The organism is Arachidicoccus sp. (assembly GCF_050436765.1).
Lineage (GTDB): Bacteria > Bacteroidota > Bacteroidia > Chitinophagales > Chitinophagaceae > Arachidicoccus.
Map to the genome: position 1 here is coordinate 1 of NZ_JBNQGD010000020.1, position 16,170 is coordinate 16,170.

15 protein-coding genes and 1 pseudogene are annotated in these 16,170 nt (G+C 36.2%); 5 read left to right on the forward strand and 11 right to left on the reverse strand.

Features of this window, described 5'->3' with window-relative positions; genetic code table 11:
• The 8 genes and pseudogenes from ACQR30_RS00725 to ACQR30_RS00760 all read right to left on the reverse strand — a co-directional run.
• Nucleotides 1–344: pseudogene (locus ACQR30_RS00725) on the reverse strand (tryptophan synthase subunit beta); the annotation flags it as partial.
• 11 nt (nucleotides 345–355) lie between these two features.
• On the reverse strand, nucleotides 356–1,381 hold the full coding sequence (locus tag ACQR30_RS00730; protein ID WP_429729839.1) for a hypothetical protein: 1,026 nt from the start codon (nucleotides 1,379–1,381) through the stop codon (nucleotides 356–358).
• On the reverse strand, nucleotides 1,378–2,022 hold the full coding sequence (locus ACQR30_RS00735) for a phosphoribosylanthranilate isomerase (protein ID WP_429729843.1): 645 nt from the start codon (nucleotides 2,020–2,022) through the stop codon (nucleotides 1,378–1,380). Before ACQR30_RS00735 ends, ACQR30_RS00730 begins: the two co-directional genes overlap by 4 nt.
• Nucleotides 2,012–2,812, reverse strand: a complete 801-nt coding sequence (gene trpC / locus ACQR30_RS00740) for an indole-3-glycerol phosphate synthase TrpC (protein ID WP_429729846.1) — start codon at nucleotides 2,810–2,812, stop codon at nucleotides 2,012–2,014. The genes ACQR30_RS00735 and trpC overlap by 11 nt, the downstream gene beginning before the upstream one ends.
• 2 nt (nucleotides 2,813–2,814) lie before the next feature.
• The gene (locus ACQR30_RS00745) at nucleotides 2,815–3,240 is read right to left on the reverse strand and encodes a GNAT family N-acetyltransferase (RefSeq protein WP_429729849.1); all 426 of its coding nucleotides are present in this window, start codon (nucleotides 3,238–3,240) and stop codon (nucleotides 2,815–2,817) included.
• The gene (gene trpD / locus ACQR30_RS00750; RefSeq protein WP_429729852.1) at nucleotides 3,237–4,232 is read right to left on the reverse strand and encodes an anthranilate phosphoribosyltransferase; all 996 of its coding nucleotides are present in this window, start codon (nucleotides 4,230–4,232) and stop codon (nucleotides 3,237–3,239) included. The genes ACQR30_RS00745 and trpD overlap by 4 nt, the downstream gene beginning before the upstream one ends.
• 423 nt (nucleotides 4,233–4,655) lie before the next feature.
• A complete protein-coding gene (locus ACQR30_RS00755; RefSeq protein WP_429729855.1) occupies nucleotides 4,656–5,228 on the reverse strand; it encodes an anthranilate synthase component II in 573 nt (190 codons plus the stop codon).
• A gap of 50 nt (nucleotides 5,229–5,278) precedes the next feature.
• A complete protein-coding gene (locus tag ACQR30_RS00760; RefSeq protein ID WP_429729858.1) occupies nucleotides 5,279–6,706 on the reverse strand; it encodes an anthranilate synthase component I family protein in 1,428 nt (475 codons plus the stop codon).
• A gap of 561 nt (nucleotides 6,707–7,267) precedes the next feature.
• Between ACQR30_RS00760 and murA the strand changes: the two genes are divergently transcribed.
• The 4 genes from murA to ACQR30_RS00780 all read left to right on the forward strand — a co-directional run bounded on the left by murA (nucleotide 7,268) and on the right by ACQR30_RS00780 (nucleotide 11,363).
• Nucleotides 7,268–8,572 carry a UDP-N-acetylglucosamine 1-carboxyvinyltransferase gene (gene murA, locus ACQR30_RS00765; protein ID WP_429729861.1) on the forward strand — a complete coding sequence of 435 codons (1,305 nt, stop codon included), beginning with the start codon at nucleotides 7,268–7,270 and terminating at the stop codon, nucleotides 8,570–8,572.
• Between the two features lie 158 nt (nucleotides 8,573–8,730).
• Complete coding sequence (locus ACQR30_RS00770; protein WP_429729864.1) at nucleotides 8,731–9,318, forward strand: nitroreductase family protein; 588 nt, start codon at nucleotides 8,731–8,733, stop codon at nucleotides 9,316–9,318.
• Between the two features lie 126 nt (nucleotides 9,319–9,444).
• Nucleotides 9,445–10,011, forward strand: a complete 567-nt coding sequence (gene gmk, locus ACQR30_RS00775) for a guanylate kinase (RefSeq protein ID WP_429729867.1) — start codon at nucleotides 9,445–9,447, stop codon at nucleotides 10,009–10,011.
• Nucleotides 10,012–10,076: 65 nt separating this feature from the next.
• Nucleotides 10,077–11,363 carry a M28 family peptidase gene (locus ACQR30_RS00780; protein ID WP_429729870.1) on the forward strand — a complete coding sequence of 429 codons (1,287 nt, stop codon included), beginning with the start codon at nucleotides 10,077–10,079 and terminating at the stop codon, nucleotides 11,361–11,363.
• Nucleotides 11,364–11,430: 67 nt separating this feature from the next.
• Here ACQR30_RS00780 and ACQR30_RS00785 read toward each other — a convergent pair whose 3' ends face one another.
• Genes ACQR30_RS00785 through ACQR30_RS00795 form a run of 3 tightly spaced genes read right to left on the reverse strand, consistent with a single transcriptional unit; the run spans nucleotide 11,431 to nucleotide 14,517 of the window.
• Complete coding sequence (locus ACQR30_RS00785; RefSeq protein ID WP_429729873.1) at nucleotides 11,431–13,707, reverse strand: TonB-dependent receptor; 2,277 nt, start codon at nucleotides 13,705–13,707, stop codon at nucleotides 11,431–11,433.
• Complete coding sequence (locus ACQR30_RS00790; protein ID WP_429729876.1) at nucleotides 13,700–14,047, reverse strand: hypothetical protein; 348 nt, start codon at nucleotides 14,045–14,047, stop codon at nucleotides 13,700–13,702. Before ACQR30_RS00790 ends, ACQR30_RS00785 begins: the two co-directional genes overlap by 8 nt.
• 56 nt (nucleotides 14,048–14,103) lie before the next feature.
• Nucleotides 14,104–14,517 carry an HYC_CC_PP family protein gene (locus tag ACQR30_RS00795; RefSeq protein ID WP_429729879.1) on the reverse strand — a complete coding sequence of 138 codons (414 nt, stop codon included), beginning with the start codon at nucleotides 14,515–14,517 and terminating at the stop codon, nucleotides 14,104–14,106.
• A 309-nt stretch (nucleotides 14,518–14,826) separates the two neighbouring features.
• On the opposite strand from ACQR30_RS00795, the gene ACQR30_RS00800 reads away from it, so the two are divergent.
• Nucleotides 14,827–16,155, forward strand: a complete 1,329-nt coding sequence (locus ACQR30_RS00800) for an AsmA family protein (RefSeq protein ID WP_429729882.1) — start codon at nucleotides 14,827–14,829, stop codon at nucleotides 16,153–16,155.
• Nucleotides 16,156–16,170 lie beyond the last annotated feature (15 nt).

Sequence of the window (16,170 nt, forward strand, 5' to 3'; positions counted from 1 at the left end):
GCCCCGGATGCTGCGAGGATGCGCGTTTCGCCCCTCCTGTGAGCCAATAAAACCTGCCCGAGACCATTATTGATATGATGCGCACCGGTATGATTAAGATCTTCCCTGTTTAAGTAAATGGTACTACTTAATTGGTCGCTTAACCTTTCAGCAAAATATAATGGAGAAGGGCGTCCCACATAGTCTTTTAATAAATATTGAAACTCCTTTTGAAAAGAAGGTTCATACATTATTTTCAAATATTGGGACTGTAATTCTTTTACATTGGGGTACAACATCTCCGGGATGTAAGCTCCTCCATAGTTTCCATAATACCCGTTTTCGTCTATTTCTATTTTATTCATAATTATTTTTATTACCAATTATTTTCCATCATTTCATTTACATATTGCCGTCTTTGTACCATTTGATCAAAGGTATTTTGAATAATGGACTCAAAAAGTTGATCAATGGCGGAAAGCGTATAAGAAGTCGCATCGCCATAATTTATTATCCTAACTTTACTGCCATCACTATAAAAGATAGTTAATGCCGTAGGAAGTAAATCTTTTGTCAATTGAGGTGGATGATTCAACTTATAATCTTTTTCGGGAACGCTCCGAACTAATGTATCTAATTGCATCCACAAATTTTTGCTCAGTTTAGCCTTCAATAATTGCGGGCTTTTATCGGTAGATTGCTTCGTATAAATAGATAAATCAACTTTTTTCTTGCCATCGTTTTCTAAGACTCCCTCGTGATAAGAACCTGCAAAATCATCTAAAACTTTATATTGCACTTTCGCTATATCCGGTTGTCGAAGCTCTTTATAATAATTAACAAAAGCGTCTATCGGATTCTTGTAAGTCAAAGTGTCTATTGTAATGGGGAGATCTTTATTCTTTTCACTTAAAGCTACCCGCCATCGATAAAGTATTATATATTTTTTCCCATCAATAGTATTGATATTAAAATACGCGGGATATTTCGCTGAATGACTGTCAAGCAAATCCTGTTCGATATATAGATTTCCTGGTTGAGATAAAAATACAATGACTTTAAATGTGGCAGTGGACCAATCACCTGGCTTACGAGCTATATAACCGTTCACAATCAGATCTTCCTTGCCATCATTATTAATATCCTCCTTAACCCATTTAAGGTAATGATTTGTTTCAGAAATTTCCCCCTGTTGCTTTTTGGTCAGATTATAATAAGCGTTCCATTCGTCACCTTGAGTTAAATAAAAATGATGCCACTGAGGTGCTTGTGTTTTAGAATAATTAACTTCTTTAACAAGTCTCAATGCGGCACTGTCTGATTCTACCTCAGACACCTTTAATTGAGAGAAAGCTGTTAAACCAAATAAAAAGAATATCACGATAAGTAAAAACTGTTTCATACATGCATCCGTTTTAAGTCATCTAAAAAGTTATCTATTTTCTCTACATCTTTTATTCCAGGTAATACCTCAAATCGGCTATTTATGTCCAACGAAAATAAGTCTTTCGCTACATTTTGCTTAGTAAATAATAATAAGCTTTCCACGTCTGTTTCTCCAATACCTCCACTCATAAAGAAAGGCTTGTTAATGTCTAGATCCCGTAATATATTCCAATCAAATTTTTTACCGGAACCACCAAAACTTTCCGTATTTGTGTCAAACATAAAATAATCTACCACGTCTAAATAAGGAGTAATTTTATAAAGGACATCGTCATTATTTAGTAATCGAAATGCTTTAATAACAGGAACTCGCTCCGAAATCTTCTCACAAAAAAGAGATGCCTCGTCACCGTGCAACTGGACCATATCCAGTCCACAACTCTCCACAGTATGTAAAATCTCTTCTTCAGAGGCATTAACAAATACACCCACCTTTTTAAAAACGCCTTTAATATGTTTTATTTCTTCTTCAGTTAATTGATTCAATGCATAGCGTGGAGATTTGGGATAAAATATAAAGCCAATAAAATCAACTTTTAATTTATTCAGAGCTTCAATTTGCGCCAGCTGCGTCATTCCGCACACTTTAATTTTCATTTTCCGCCAGCTTTAATTGTTTCGCATAATTTTTAAATGCCTCTCCCGGATTTTCATTTTTCATGAAATTTTCGCCGATTAAAAATCCACTGAAACCAGCTTTGCGTAGTTGTTTTACAACCGCGACATTATCGATACCACTTTCAGCAATGACCAATTTACCTTTAGGCAATTGATTCAAAAGACGAATAGAGTTCTCAATATCGACTTCAAAAGTTTTGAGATTTCGATTGTTTACACCAACCAGATCTACTTCTTCGCATACAGAAACCAATTCATCATCACCGTGAATTTCCAATAAAACCTCTAAAGATAATTTTTTAGCATAAGCGGCTAGTTCTTTTACGCGGCGCGAAGATAAGCAGGCTGCTATCAACAAAATTACGTCGGCGCCAAAAGCGCGTGCCTCCAATATTTGATATTCATCAATCATAAAGTCTTTACGAAGGATGGGGATATTATTTTGTCTCGCAATTATTAAATCCTGCAAACTGCCCCCAAAAAATTTTTCATCCGTCAAAACAGATAAACAACTTGCGCCATTTAGTGTATAATATTTTGTAACGTCAGCTACTTGTGCTGTCGCGTTTATAACACCTCTTGAAGGCGACTGCCGCTTAAATTCTGCAATGATTCCTGTTTTTGATTTATCCAACAAACTACTTTTTAAAGAGATCGGATTTCGTTCAAATCCACTATTTTTCATTAATTCAGATACACTCAGTTCTCGTTTTCGTTGTGTAACTTCTAATCTTTTATGTTCAATTATTTCTTCTAAAATATTTTTCATTATTATTCTCTTGTAAGGTAATATTTCAAATCATCTTCTTTTTTAACTGCAAATCCCATTTTCTTATACAACTCAAATGCAATCTCATTATTTTTCAGAACTTCGAGCGAAACTGATTTTCGACCACTGATAATTTCTTTTAGCAAGTAACTTCCAATTCCTTTTTGCTGAAATTTTTCTATAATGAAAAGACTTTGAATAAATATCCCTCCAGATGTTTCATGTAATTGTAAAAAACCTGCTGTCTCACCATTGAATAAAACAAATTCAACTTCTTCAAAAGGGGTATTTTCCTTCAAAAAATCTTTCTGAACACTTTCATCCCAACCCCAAATTTTCTCCACATACCGCTTTATAGAATCCTCCTTTATTATATACATTCGTTCATAGTCATTCTCAGTTGCGGGAACAAGCTTTATATTTTTCATTGGTTCAGCCCTATTAATTTTTGTAAACTCTGGTATGCTTTTCCACTTTCTAAGCTTTCAACAGCGGCATTAAATGCATCGTCATAGGTTTTATATTTTCCCGTACAATACAAAGCCATTGCTGCATTGGCTATAACTACCGCATTTTGAGACCAAGTTCCCTCGGCTTTGATAATTGTTTTAAACATTTTGGCCGCCTCTTCTAAACTGGTACCTCCAAAAATTGCAGACGCTTCTACCTGTCTTTTCCCCAGTTCTTGGGGAGTGGCTATTCTTTCACCGTTATTTGTAATAATTTTTGCGTCACCAGTTAGGGAAATTTCATCGTAACCGTCGAGACTATGAACAATCGTAAAAGATCTATTTTGTTGTTGTAATAGGTAATTATACATCCTTGCCATTTCTAAATTATATACACCTAAAAGCTGAAATGCGGGTCTAGCAGGATTTACAAGCGGTCCTAGCATATTAAAAAAAGTACGTAGGCCTAAATTTTTACGAATCGGCGCTACTGCTTTTAAGGCAGGATGAAATGCCGGAGCATGCAAAAAACAGATATTCGCTTCATCCAATTCCTTTTTTAACTGAACTTCATCAGCTTTAAAACGATAACCCATTTGCTCCATTACATTAGACGAACCACTTACAGAAGAGGCCCCATAATTACCATGTTTAGCTACTTTCTGCCCGGCTCCAGCTACAATAAAACACGATAATGTTGAAATATTGAAAGTATTTTTTCCATCGCCACCAGTACCAACGATGTCCAATAACTCGTATTGCGAAAGATCTACTTTTATGCACAACTCCAAAAGTGCCTCGCTAAAGCCCTGCAACTCTTCGATCGTAATATTGCGCATTAAAAATACGGTAACAAAAGAAGTAATCTCTGAATCATTGTACATACCCTTGGAAATCTCTATCAGTATTTCTTTTGCTTTTTCGCGCGATAACGTCTTATAATCAAATAAGTATTGTAATATTTTTTTCATTTGTTTGAGCTATGCTTTAGAATAAATTTAATATGCTTTTTTTCCCTTAAAAAGTAAGTCCAAATGAGTGTTTGTCTTTTTCTTCAGAATTTGTAATCACCCAGCTTTTATACAAAAAATGTCTTTCTTACTTAAATACCCTGTGAACAATTCATAACCTGAATAATTATGCTATCTCTCTTCAATGCTATTTATCATGTCTCGGCCTATTTTTTTGTTTCCGAATTTTTTTTCTGCCATCCATCTTCCGATCATAGCGTTTCGTCCTTTATAGCTACTCCTACGGATACCACAATTTTTTATTTAATGCCTCCTCAGAAAGACTGCTCCACTTTCATACTCCGCCGTGATAGATCAATTGTCTGTTTGCGCGTCCTTCAAATCTTTTTTCAGCAGCCACTATCTTTACATGTTCTTTCATATCTATCTAGAAAGCCAATTTCTTAAAATAGTTTCACCATTTGGTGTTAATACACTTTCCGGATGAAATTGCACGCCTTGCACATCATAAGCTCTATGTCGTAGACTCATTATAAATCCATGTTCATCACGAGAAGTGATTTCCAATTTGTCCGAAGGGAAACATTCATCACTGACTACCCAACTGTGATAGCGGCCAATTGTAAAAGTTTGATCCAATCCTTTGAATAAAGGGCTTTGTACATCGGTTTGTGTACAGGTGGTTGCTACTCCGTGAAAAACATCTGTTAAGTTTTTTAAGGTTGCGCCAAATGCTTCTCCGATGGCTTGTTCGCCCAAACATACGCCCAGGATAGATTTAGTGGGTGCATATTCTTTTATTAAATCTAATAAAATGCCCGACTCACAAGGAAGACCCGGACCGGGCGATAAAACAATTTTATCGTATTTATTTACTTCTTCTAAGGCAATTTTATCGTTACGTAACACATCTACTTTTAGCTGTGAAATGCGTTCAATAATATGCACAAGATTGTATGTAAAAGAATCGTAATTATCTAAAACAAGTAATTTCATTATTAGTGTTATATTGAAAGTAATAAATGGATTGAATGTGGGAAATCGATTTAATGCTTGAAAATCTCATTAGCCAATACCAATGCTTGTTTCAGTGCCCCCAACTTATTGTGCACCTCTTGCAATTCATTTTGCGGATTCGATTTTGCCACAATACCGCCACCGGCCTGATAATACAATGTATTGTGTTTGCTCATAAAACTACGGATCATAATGGCATGATTAAAACTTCCATCAAAGCCAACAAAACCAATGGTTCCTGCATAAAAACTTCGCGAATCATTCTCATATTCATCTATCAATTGCATGGCTTTGTATTTCGGAGCACCGCTTAAAGTCCCTGCGGGAAACGTGTTTGCGAGTAAAACAAAAGGATTTGTATCCTCTTTTACCTCTCCGGAAACTTCACTTACAATATGTAAAACATGGGAAAACGAATGAACTTGTTTGAAATAATTCACGTGGACATTTTCACAATTCCGGCTCAAATCATTCCGCGCTAGATCCACTAACATCGTATGTTCAGCACTTTCTTTCGGATCAGCCAATAGTGCTTGTGCTAATTTTTTATCCTCGGCAACATTTCCCGTCCTTTTAAAGGTACCCGCAATAGGGTGTACAACGGCATTTCCTTCTTTGATAATTAATTGCGATTCCGGGCTTGAACCCATTAGCTTATAATCGCCATAATCAAAATAAAATAAATAAGGGGAAGGATTGATACTACGCAAGGTTCTGTAAACATTAAAATCGTCTCCCGTAAACTTCTGCTGAAACCTACGACCTAACACAATTTGAAACACATCACCGCGTAAACAGCTTTTGATACCTTTATCAATCATCTCCAAATGCTGCGCATCTGTTTTATTGGAACTCTCTGATCCACTTAACGCAAATGGGAAAGCAGGTACATCTTTTCTTTGAATTAGCGTTTCTATGGAATCCAAATCACTATCCACGCCGGGCAATATATTTTCGCAAATAAACATTTCACTTTTAAAATGATTAATTACAATTACATATTGATACAAACGATAGCGCATCAATGGAATTTCGCGCGCCGGTTCCTTGTTGGCAGATTTCAATTTTATCGTATCAAAAAACTGTACAGCATTATAAGATGCGTAGCCAAACAAGCCCTGCGCCAATGCAGCAGCCTTTTCCTCACTGATTTGAACATCATACTTTTGCATATAATTCCACAACAAATCAGGGACTTCTAAATGATTATTTATAGCTATTTTTTCTGGCTTATGATTAGGGTATTTTATTTCAATACGACCCAAATCTCCCACTTCAATGCCACCAATAGCATTAATACCGATGATGGACCGGCTGTTTTCTGCAGACTGATATTCTGAACTTTCGAGCAAAACGGTATCTCTAAATCTATCACGCAATCGCAAGTAAATACCTACTGGCGTATAGATATCCGAGAGCATCTTTTTGCAACGCGTTTCTAATTTTATTTTATGCATCCTATTTACTGTTTTGAAATTTCTTATTAAAGAAAAAGCCCCAACGAACTTAATCGCCGAGGCTTGAATATTTTGTTATTTTAACTGCATTATTTATTTAGTAAAAACACACGATGTTATTCAAACATACCCGACGTAGAGTTTGCTTGCCACCACCAATGAATATTTACCTTCTTTAAAAACATACAACAAAGGTAATTGCTTTTTGCAAACATGAAAAAATATTTTTTTGAAAATGTCAGAAAAATCGAAAATATCTTTCGAATTAATTAGGTGCGACTTATATTATTTAGCGGTACTAATTGCCCATTTATATAATGTACGCATTTCATTTCTCTTTAAACTCAGATGTGACGATATTTGCCATTTTCTCTTTTATCTCGAATGTGCAAATCATCTTCACATCTATTTCTCATTTATTATGGAAATAACATATAAAAAACTGACATCATATAATTACCCAAATCAAATAAGAATTATCATTGTTCAAAGTTCATTATTAATTTTTAGAACTTGTTGCTTATGATTCATAAATTTGCCACTTAACGAAAAACTAAGAATATGTCTTCATTTGAAGTAATTGGTGGCAAGAAATTGCACGGAAGTATTGAACCGCAAGGAGCAAAAAACGAAGCTTTGCAAGTTATTTCGGCTGTATTATTAACGTCCGAAGAAGTATTAATAAAAAACATACCCAATATATTAGACGTCAATCTACTTATAGAACTGCTCCAGGAAATGGGCGTAAAAGTAAATCGTATAGATACTCATACTTGTAAGTTCAAGGCAGACAATATCAACGTAGATTATATTTCATCGAAAGCTTTTCGTGAAAAAGGCAGCAAACTACGCGGCAGTCTAATGCTTGCCGGCCCTATGTTATCAAGATTTAAAAAGGCTTTTATCCCCAAACCAGGCGGCGACAAAATTGGCCGTCGTGGAGTCGACACTCATATAATTGGCTTCCAGAAATTAGGTGCAGATTTCTTTTATAATAAAGAAACCTTCTGCTTGGAGTTTACTACTACCGGGTTGAAAGGGACTGATATGATGCTGGACGAGCCTTCAGTTACCGGTACGGCAAACGTTGTGATGGCAGCGGTATTGGCAAAAGGGAAAACAGAAATTTATAATGCAGCCTGCGAGCCATATATTCAGCAACTGTGTAGAATGCTTAACAGAATGGGTGCGAAAATTTCCGGTGTCGGCAGCAATCTGCTTTTAGTAGAAGGCGTAGAAAGTCTGGCAGGGACAGACCATACTATGTTGCCGGACATGATTGAAATAGGCAGTTTTATAGGGCTGGCTGCAATGACACAAAGTGAAATTACCATTAAGAATGCCGGCATAAAACACCTTGGAGTAATTCCAGAAAAGTTTGCCAAGCTGGGCATAAAAATGGATTTCGAGCAAGACGATATACACATTCAACAGCAAGACCACTATGAAATAAACACTTTTATGGATGGTGGTATTCTAACCATTTACGACAATCCTTGGCCTGGTTTCACACCAGATTTGTTGAGTATTATTTTGGTTACGGCCATTCAAGCAAAAGGAAGTTTGCTTGTACACCAAAAAATGTTTGAAAGCCGTTTGTTCTTTACAGATAAACTAATTGATATGGGCGCACAAATAATTCTCTGTGACCCCCACCGTGCAACGGTTATAGGCCTTGACAGAAAATATAAACTGCGCGGCATTACCATGACCAGCCCAGATATTCGCGCTGGGCAGGCTTTGCTAATTGCAGCATTAAGCGCTGAAGGAACCAGTATTATTCAGAATATAGAACAAATAGATAGAGGATATCAGAATATTGATACGCGATTAAATGCCTTGGGCGCTTCTATCAGGCGAATTTAAAGAAAATTGGCATGCAGAGAATAACACCACTTTAAAAGCAAAGAACGACCAGAAGATGACTTAATCTTTTATTTTCTCTATTGAGAAAATTGTAGGAACATAAAGAAGCCTTCCTGGTGCCATGTTCCTACTTTATAAAAAAATACAAGTATTAAAAAATGACAAATATAGAAACACTATCTAAGGTAATTACGGAAAGAAGAAGTATAAAACCACAAAATTTCAATGGAAAAAAAATAGAAAAAACAACTATTGATCAAATATTAATGTTGGCAGACTGGGCACCTACGCACGGCCATACGGAGCCTTGGCGCTTTGTGGTAATGGCCAATGATGCTGTAAAGAGATTTTGCCAGGATCACGCCGAGATGTATAAAAACAATACGCCGGAAGAAAATTTCTTAAAAGCCACTTATGAAAAACTTTACAATCAGGGTAACTCCACTTCTCATATAATTGCAGTGTTTTCAAAACGTGGCGAGAAACCCAATATACAGGTAAAAGAAGAGATATGCGCAACCGCCTGCGCCGTACAAAATATTTTATTAGGGGCTGAATGCCTGGCTATATCCTCCTTCTGGAGTACCGGAGGGCAAATTTTAAAGCCCGCTATGAAAACATATTTCAATTTACTTGAAGCAGATACCATGCTGGGCATTTTATATTTAGGCTATTGTGACGAACCTAAAAGAAATGGCAGCCGCATTACGCCAATGGAGGAAAAAGTAATGTGGTACAATCATTAATGGATTATTCCGTTAATCTGCAGCCTTGATAACGGTTAAAGGGAATGGTACCTTAGATTCCTATATTGATGGTCATCAAAATTGGCTTCGCTACTTTTTATTTTTTTTAAATAATATTAAATAATAATGAACAAAATTATCATCATCACAGCGCCATCGGGGGCCGGAAAAAGCTCTATTGCCCATTATTTATTAGATAAGTATCCGCAGCAATTGGCATTTTCCATTTCGGCGGCGACACGCTTAGCACGTGGCAAAGAGCAAAATGGTGTAGATTATTATTTTATGTCAGTGGAAGAGTTCCAAAATAAAATAGAGGCTAAGGAATTTATAGAATGGGAAATGGTTTACGACGGGAAATATTATGGCACTTTGAAATCAGAGATGGAAAGAATTTGGCAAGCAGGTAAAACGCCTATTTTGGATATTGATATTAAAGGAGCCATGCATATTCAAAAACAATTTCCAAAGGACAGTTTGTCAATTTTCATACAACCTCCTTCCATTGAAGACTTAAGAAAAAGATTGAAAGGACGAAATACAGATACGCCGGAACAAATTGAAACAAGAATCAATAAGGCTTCTTATGAGATTTCATTTAAAGACCATTTTAATGAAATTATTGTAAATGATGATTTGGCAAGAGCCTGTAAAGATACAGAAAAAGCCATTCTAGAATTTATTAAGTCATAAGCGCATATAGTATTAGATTTGTATAACCAAGAATTCGATTCTTCAAATCCCTAACATACATTTTTATGAAAAAAATACTTGTATTTTCTTTGCTTTGCTTTGGCTTGAGTTATGGCTATTCACAATCTATAGATAAAATAATTAATGCCAAAGACGTAGCATCTATTGAAAACGTTTTGGCGTCGGACTCTTTAAGGGGCCGGGCAACTTTCACTAACGACATTGAAAAAGCATCCAATTTTATTGAAAATAGATTTCAAAAAACAGGGCTACTACCTTTCCCCGGAGACAAGAATTTCAGGCAGGAGTTTTTCCTCAGTAAATCTACCAATACGGTGGCTAATGTAACAATTGATGGAACTGTAGTTCCGGATTCTTTAATGGGCGTAATCTCCTTTCAGCCCAAAGTTGATTTAACAGAAAGAGATAGTATAACCGTTGTTAAATTAAGCGCGGGCGATAATATTCGTCAAAAGATCGGCGCAATTTTAAAAAGCAAAGAAAACCTACTCGTTTTAGTAGATAATTCTTTTGAAAGGTATCGTTCAATATTAAGGCACTTGGGGAAAGAGTCTATGACCCCGAAAAGCAATTCTATTGTCTTTATTTTTGGTGCAAATGATGCCAAAACATTTAATATTCATCTCGAAAACAGTGTTGCCCAAAAGCCATTGAATAATGTTGTGGGCATCCTGCCGGGCAAGACATTGCCAAATGAATATGTTATTTTTTCTGCCCACTATGACCACTTAGGGGTAGGTAAAGCAATTAATGGCGATTCTATTTATAATGGAGCAAATGATGATGCGTCTGGCACTACAGCCGTTTTGGAACTGGCAAATTATTTTAAAGTCAAAAACAATAACGCCCGTACGATCGTCTTCGCAACTTTTACAGCAGAAGAAATTGGTGAATTTGGTTCACAATATTTCTCCAAACAATTTGACCCATCAAAAGTTGTGGCCATGTTTAATATTGAAATGATTGGCACAGAAAGTAAATGGGGTAAAAATTCTGCTTATATTACCGGATATGACAAGACAGATATGGGCAAAATATTATGTAAAAACCTGGTAGGTTCAGCTTTCAAATTTTATCCAGACCCTTATACAGATCAAAACCTTTTTTATCGTTCCGATAACGCATCCCTGGCGAAATTGGGCGTTCCGGCACATACCATTTCTACTTCTAAAATGGACAATGAACCCAACTACCACAAAGTAAGTGATGAAATAAGTACCTTAGATATGAACAATATGGCGGAAATAATAAAAGCTATTGCCACAAGTTCAACCTCCATCGTAGACGGAAAAGACACGCCAACGAGAGTTGACACGACACAGTTAAATTAATATTAATGTCATGTAAGAAGGTGCAAAACATTTCGCACCTTTTTACATTTCTATCTGCGTGAACAAACTATATTTTCCACTTAAAGCCGATGTAGATATTCCTTCCCATAACGGGTCCCCAAACCTGAGATGCATCAAAGTGACTGCCAAAAGGATTAGCAGCGTCCAATATTAAAGGGTTTTGACGATAATTGGTTAAATTCTCGACGCCGACATAAATGTTCAAAGCGTCATTCATCAAGCTTTTATTTATCTGCATATTCATCGTCAGGAAAGAAGGTGAATATTTTTCCCCATATTCAAAAGATTGGGGTAACCTTTTTTTGCCTGTCCACTGGGTTGTATAGTTTATAGACCAATTATTCTTTGTAGCATAATTCAAATTCACAAAACCACGGTTGTTGGCAACGAAAGGTTTTGCCTTCAGTGTATGGTCGTACATAGCTTTCACGTCATAAAGACGGTAAGCCAGTCGTACGTTAAAGTTGTGAATGGGTTCATAGTCCAACTGCGCTTGAAAACTATGCGCATAAGATTTCCCCTGAAGATTATAAAAATTAACAGCACCCGGCGTCTCAAAATCTGCTATTACCTGGTTCTTAAAATCAGTATAATAATAATCGACCGAAAAAGTACCTTCTTCATAGTTCAATTTAAATTTCTGTGTAAGATTGACACCCATGTTCCAAGATGTTTCTGGATTAAATGGATAGACATTGCCGCCAAAAGTACTAATGGGCTTGCCATCAATTTCAAGGCTTCGGCTACTTGCCAATAGACCGGCATTTTCAGAAAGAATGTTTGCCGTTCTTTGCGCTCGACCAATAGAAAGTCGAAGTGAAGTCATATTGGTAAGTGCATAGCGAATATGCAGGCGCGGTGTAACAAACGTGCCAAACAAATTATGGTGATCTACGCGCAAACCAGCTACAACATTAAGTTTTGTTAGATAACTGTAGCTGTACTCTGTAAATATACCGGGTACTACTTCTCTCCTGCTAAAGTCAGTATTCACATATTTTTCATCATAATTATCCAACTCAAAACTTGAACCAAATTTTATCACATTATCATCACTATGAAACAATCTGGATTGAAAAATATAATTGGCATAAAAGCTATGTTCCTTCGCATCGTAATTACGTGCGCCATAGAGGCTTTTTTGTTGGTGATAAACACCAGACAATTGCAAGCCCATGCTCTGATAAGGTTTATCAACGTATACTTTGCCGATCTTTGCCCAACCTTCCGCGCGGTTTATATCATTTTGATACCCCCATAGTCCGTCATTTTCGTTTCTTTTATAATTCAATTGCCCCCCGGTTGATTTTAAATAATCCCCTTTGATACCTGCCTGAAACTCCCAACCTTTCGGGCCGAAATAAAACCAGCGGTTCGCACCCACCAAAACAGTCCCAATGGGGCTATCCATAAAACCATCTTTATTATCATCAATTCTTCGCCAATCTGAACGGCCATATAAAAATAGGTTAGAACTTAATCCTTTTTTAAAATGATGATTGTATACCAAATTGCCTTCTGAACGGCCTTGCGTACTTTGGTAGCCATTTAAAATTAGCTTGTATTTGTTAGCCATAAGGGGCATATCGGGCATAAAAGGTTTTATTAGTTCCGTGTTTATTTGCCCGGCAACACCTTCATAACCGTTTACGACACTTCCTGTGCCTTTACTTAATTGAATTCCTTCCAGCCAAGTACCCGGCATAAATGTCAACCCGGTAATAGATGCCAGTCCTCTGGAGGTCGGAATATTTTCTCTTGTAAAAGCCGTATTTGTACCAGATAGTCCCAGCATTTCTATCTGTTTATAGCCACTTACCGCATCAGTATATCCTACATCCACTGATGGCGTTGTTTCAAAGCTTTCGCTAAGATTACAACATGCAGCGCGTAATAATTCACCTTGACCGATTTTCTCCATCTTCATTGCCCCCATTAAACTAATAGAAGTACTATTTGGTTTACTTTTTACATACACATCTTTTAGGTTAGATAAAGGTTGGAGATATAAGAGAAGCGTCGTGCTGTCTCGCGGCACATAACTTGTGTCATTTTTATAACCGCTATAACTTGTAATAAATTGTGCGACTTTCTTGGACAAGACCAAGTTAAATTTGCCGTCTTTCGCTATTACTATACCTGCTTTATTTTTATAGAATTTAATAGTTGCTCCACCCAAAGGAGTCCCACTTATAGCATCTAAAACCATCCCGTGTACTCTGTGGTTTGCGGTATCCTGCGCAGATACTTTACAAACAGAGACAGAAAAGATAAAGCAGCAAGTATAGAAAAAATTTCGTCCAAAACAATTTACTTTACTCATGTGCATTTACTTCTTCTTTATATGCGCAGCAGTTAGGTAATTTTTTATATTCCTCCTGTGTAGCTTTTACCACACCAGCATTGTGACCTGCATGTGCGATACTTTTTTCGATTTTATCTAAAGAGGTTTTGGGGGAATAAACAACAATCAATTGTTTCGTTTGTACATTCCACTCGGCGTGTTTAACACCTTTAATATATGCCGCATTTACAATGCGCTTTTGACATTGTCCACAAATACCGTCTACATGAATCGTATCAGAGGAAATATTGCTCCTCTGTGCAAAAGAATTTGTAGAGATACATAACAATAGCGCCATTGCGCCAATCATCTGTTTCATTATTATATGAATTAAAAATAAAATATTGGGTTTAATAAAAATTAATACACAATATTTTAACCATAATATGTGAAACGCCGAAGGAGTTTATACAAAGGAACTTTTCGCCAGAGATTAGGCGGCGTGTTTGAATAAAAGCTAAGAGGAGTTTGGTTTTTACTAAATAAATCTATGTGTTGAAACCGAGAAATAGCAATTGTTTGAAATGGTAGTTTCAAATAATTACTATAGTCATTTGTTATGAGCTGTCGATCTTTGGAAACCTGCGGATGAATACTTTTTTCAGAACAACATCCGTTGTGCTTCACCGAAATCGCATTGTCACAAAGGCAATTCATTCCATTGTCAGCTTCAAAAATACTAATAGAAACACTTTGAAGCTGACTGCCACAATAGTGCATGTCTACCGAAGCCCCGGAGGTGGTAAACGCATATAGTAGCAGAAAAAATATGGAAACTATCTTTTTCAATGCAACAAAAATACTGTGGTTTTTTGGTAAAAAAAGTTAATTCATTTATTTAGGGATCTATTTTATTTATCTGGCACTACATGTTCGGATGATTTTGCCGTTACCGGGCATTTATTCAGGCAGGCAATCGAGAATAAATGACTAAAACAGCGGGTCCATCCCAAAATTATTTTCCAATGAAATTGAGGATTGAACGGCTTTACAGCATAGTTTTGCAACATGGGAAAAACAAGGCAATCAAAAGCATCTCACTTTTTTTTAAAATTTTTTAAAATTTTAGGAATATCCATTACAGCTATCCTATTGCTTATGTTTTTATTACCCTTGCTTTTTCCGGGGAAAATAACAGCTGAAGTAAAAAGCTTTGCCAATAAAAAGCTGAATGCTGAGCTAAACTTTAGGACGGCAAATCTCTCCTTCTTTAAGCATTTTCCTTCGCTAACCCTCTCTCTAAAGGACTTTTGTTTAAAGGGTTCACCACCCTATGCTCAAGATACCCTGCTAGCTGCAAATAGTATAGGATTGGGTATCAACCTGAAAACTTTAATTTTTGGAGGCCATATAAATATCAATAAAATATACTTAGAAAAAGCATTGATGAATGTAGAGGTAAGCCCTAAAGGGGAAGCCAACTACAACATATATGTATCAAAAGATACCAGTACCTCCCAAAATCCTTCTAATACTTCTTTGCATTTACAACAAATTAATATTTCCAATAGTCACCTTATCTATAGAGATAGTTCAACCAAAATCCTAATTAATTCCGTAGGCTTCAATTACAAAGGAAGCGGCGATTTAGATCAATCTGTTTTTGATTTGCAAACAAATGCAGGCATCGACTCATTTAATTTAAGTTATGACGGAAAACAATATTTAAAAAACAAAAGGGTTCATGCTTCCTTAATTACAAAAATTAATACACATTCACTTTCATTTGTATTTAAAAAAAATGATTTAAAAATAAACAAATTGCCTGTTGACTTTAAAGGCCGCTTTGATTTTTTAAGTGATGGATACAATATGGACTTTACCGTCAAATCCGACAGTAGTCAATTAAACGACCTATTTACAGCACTGCCGCCGGCTTATGTTACTTGGTTGAATAAATCGGAAGTGAAAGGGCTAATTAATTTGCTGTTCACCTTAAAAGGGCAATATATTGCATCTAAAAATATTAAACCCGATATGGCATTTAATATGAATGTTAGACAAGGCTCAATCAATTATAATAAAGCGCCTATTACTTCCTCTAATATTTTTCTTAATTTCCAAACAAAGATGCCAAATTTAGATCCGGAAAAATTGGAAGTTAATTTAGATACTTTATTCTTCAATTTAGGTCCGGATTATGTAAAAGCGGTAGTCCACGCAAAAGGGCTCAACAAGCCCAATGTAGACGCCCATGTAAGTGCCAAGATTGACCTTGAAAGGATGTTTCGTACGTTGGGATACAATAAATTTGATGTGCGTGGAAATTTAGATGCTCACCTTGATTCAAAAGGAGTATATGATTGGCAACACAAACAAATGCCTATCATTAACGGGGCTCTCTCGCTTAAAAACGGATACCTCAATACTAGATATTACCCAGACGACATAACGGATATTAATAAGATACTAGATATCCAAGAATAAACCTAAAGATAAGAT